The sequence below is a fragment of the Pseudomonas sediminis genome, from assembly GCF_002741105.1.
GTDB lineage: Bacteria > Pseudomonadota > Gammaproteobacteria > Pseudomonadales > Pseudomonadaceae > Aquipseudomonas > Aquipseudomonas sediminis.
In genome coordinates this window covers 1-2,939 of the sequence record NZ_NIQU01000016.1, presented here as the reverse complement: position 1 = coordinate 2,939, position 2,939 = coordinate 1, and the positions used below count along the sequence as shown (strand labels likewise).

3 protein-coding genes are annotated in these 2,939 nt (G+C 58.4%); all 3 read right to left on the bottom strand.

From position 1 onward, the window contains the following. Positions 1–199: 199 nt before the first annotated feature. The 3 genes from CDO35_RS22740 to birA are packed head-to-tail and all read right to left on the bottom strand — an operon-like array spanning position 200 to position 2,599. On the bottom strand, positions 200–886 hold the full coding sequence (locus CDO35_RS22740) for an SPOR domain-containing protein (protein WP_099526825.1): 687 nt from the start codon (positions 884–886) through the stop codon (positions 200–202). 8 nt (positions 887–894) lie between these two features. Further along, positions 895–1,644, bottom strand: a complete 750-nt coding sequence (locus tag CDO35_RS22735) for a pantothenate kinase (RefSeq protein ID WP_099526824.1) — start codon at positions 1,642–1,644, stop codon at positions 895–897. Next, positions 1,634–2,599, bottom strand: a complete 966-nt coding sequence (birA, locus tag CDO35_RS22730) for a bifunctional biotin--[acetyl-CoA-carboxylase] ligase/biotin operon repressor BirA (protein ID WP_099526826.1) — start codon at positions 2,597–2,599, stop codon at positions 1,634–1,636. The genes CDO35_RS22735 and birA overlap by 11 nt, the downstream gene beginning before the upstream one ends. Between the last annotated feature and the right edge of the window lie 340 nt (positions 2,600–2,939).

The following is a 2,939-nucleotide window of genomic DNA, read 5'->3' as shown; positions in this document are numbered from 1 at the left end:
CGAAGTCGATGACGTCAGATTTACAGTCTGATCCCTTTGGCCGCTCGGGAACCCCTCCAAAGTGAGGCGGCATTTTCTAGATCTGCCACCCTGCTGTCAAGCTTTTTCTCATTAAAATCTTGAGGTTAGCTACTTCGACAACATCTTCGCCGGGAACCAACTTTGACCACCCTGCGAAGCGGGCGCCATTCTATGCAAACTACTGGAGCAATGCAACGCCTTCACAAGGCATTAATTGATGCTGCAAACCGGCGAAGTCTCCGGCAAGTCGTCCAAGCAAAAACTCGTCAGCCAAGCGCCGACTTTCCGGAGCCACGCGCACCCAAAAACTGCGATGCGCACGTGAGAGTTCGCGAATCTGCGGCTCGTATCCCACATCACGCAAACGCTGCATAACGCTATTGGCCGAGTCATTGCGAGGGAATATCCCCAGCGATATGCCGTTCGCCAGCTCACCCTGAGTGATGATGTAGCTATCGATACGCCGGGCCTGCAGTTCACGCAACTGCCTCAGCGAGGCCTGACGCGAAGCCAGAGGTGGCAGATAAACCCAATACTCGACACCGGCTGCAGCATCGACGCTGCGCACTTCAGCCTGGATGTCCAAGCTCAAAAGCCGCTGCTCCACAACCCTGGCTCTCGACTCCTCTTCGAAACTCCCCAGATAGAGGCAGACTGCTGCCTCAGGAGCAACGGCATCAGCCGGCGCCGAAGATTCTGCGCGCACGCGCGGCGCATCCGCCTCACTCAACAGACGAATATCTTTACGCGCCGACTGATAAGCACCGGCTGGAGCCACCTCCTTGGCGCGCAAGGGGCCCTGCTGCTGATGCCAGACGTAATAGAAAGCGTTAAGTAGCAGGAGCAATAGCAGAATCCAGCGCATGCCTCGCCTCAGCTCAAGGGACAGGCGATAGCCAGTCCGACAAATACCAGATCAGGAACAACCTGCGCCCCCGGAACCACGTCTCGCACCAGGCCCGCATCGCCGCCAGTAAGGAAGACCTCGAAGCCCCCAGGAAAACGAGCCTGAGCTTGCAGCAACTGTTCGGCAACAAAACCACGCAACATCAATACGCAGCCTCGCTCGACAGCCTCGGCAGTGGAGCGCCCAGGCTCCAGCTCCTGCAACGCAGCAAGCGCCACCTGACGATCGTAGCGAATCCGCCGAGTGTGCGTGCTCAACTGATCACGCATCAGCGGCAACCCAGGGCAGATGAAGCCCCCCTGATGCCTACCATCGGCCGATACGAAGTCAGCGGTCACCGCAGTTCCGAGATCCACTACCAGACAAGCGCGCTGACCCAGATGATAGGCACCCAGCACAGCCAGCCAACGGTCCAGACCAAGGCGCCGGAAGTCCTCATAACCGTTCTGCACCCCCCCGACCTGACTAGCAGATTGAGCGCAGACCGCATCCACCCCTAAGGACTCACGGATACGCGCAACCAACTGCTCGGTCTCGGCATCGCTGCGCACACTGACCAGGCGACAGCGACTCACCCGCAACTCAGACGCAGCAGCCAAAGACTCGAAAAGCGCGGCATCGGAGTCGACCACGCCAGCAAGAAGGCGCTGCGCCCCATCCACGGAGATCACCCGCCACTTGATAAAGCTATTACCGCAGTCGAGCTCAAGAATCATGTTGCAACCTCAGGCTCAACTCGCCACCACTGAAGGAGCGATCAACGCCATCCACGCTCAGCCTAATAGCGCCTCGCTCATCAACGCCAAGCACGACACCCAGCGTCGCATTACTTCCTGCCGTCAACGCTACAGAGCGCCCACGCCAAGCATGCAAGGCTTCCCACTCCTCGCGCAAACCAGCAAAACCGTACTGCCAATGAGTGGACAGGCTGCTCCGAAGCTGCAACAACAGCTCAGCAGCCAATTCATTACGATCGAGCATCCGCCCAAGGCATTGGCGCACCGAGGTCCAAGGCTGATCAATAACAGCGGGCGCATCGACTGCCATGTTGACGTTGATACCGATACCAATCACCACATGACAGACATCGGCCGGATCTCCGGCGAGCTCCAGGAGAATCCCGGATATCTTGCGACCTTCAACCAGCACATCATTCGGCCATTTGAGTCGCGCGCCATCGACGCCACAGGATTGCAGTGCTTTAGCGACAGCAAGGCCTACAGTCAGGCTCAATGCCTCCACTTGACTCATCCCACCGTCTACACGCAGAACGACACTGCAATAAAGGTTCTCGGCAAAAGGGCTGGCCCAGACACGCCCCCGCCGACCACGGCCAGCGGTCTGACGCTCGGCAAGCAGCACGAAAGGCGCACTCACTCCAGCATCGAGGCGACGAAAGATCTCGGCGTTCGTCGAATCCACGCTGGACTCAACAGAGATCGGCCAATCCAAGCCATCTGCGCCACGAGAGATATCTCCGGCATCGAGCAAAATCAAGGGTGAAGACAGCCGATAGCCCCGACCAGGAACCTTGAACACCTCGACCCCCAGCTCGGCCTCCAGGCCTTGCAGTTGCTTCCAGATGGCACTGCGACTTATCCCAAGCTTCGCCCCCAGGGCTTCACCGGAATGGAATCGACCATCCTGCAGAAGTTTCAACAATTCCAGCATGCCAGGCCCCGCCACGAACAAGGCTGGCATGATAACGATGAGGCTCCGGCTTGCATAGAAAACGGGAAGCATAAGAAAGCCATATAAAGGAAAGATCCTGGCCCACGCACAGGAACACACCCTCAGAACCTATAAACAGCAAAGGCCACCTTCAGGTGGCCTTTTTCTTGATGCCGATAACGCACTACCTCGTAGGAGCGAGCTCTGCTCGCGAAGCGTCAGCGGATCAACCGTAGGGTGCGCCGTGCGCACCGCGGTTACCGCGTCTTAGCCGGTGCGCGCAGCGCACCCTACGCGATGGCCTGAGCGCATTTTCCGCGCTGCAAAGAAGAAACCCCAG

Coding starts and splice junctions, on each gene's coding strand:
- CDO35_RS22740 (WP_099526825.1), bottom strand. CDS start 886: ATGCGCTGGATTCTGCTATTGCTCCTGCTACTTAACGCTTTCTATTAC.
- CDO35_RS22735 (WP_099526824.1), bottom strand. CDS start 1,644: ATGATTCTTGAGCTCGACTGCGGTAATAGCTTTATCAAGTGGCGGGTG.
- birA (WP_099526826.1), bottom strand. CDS start 2,599: ATGCTGGAATTGTTGAAACTTCTGCAGGATGGTCGATTCCATTCCGGT.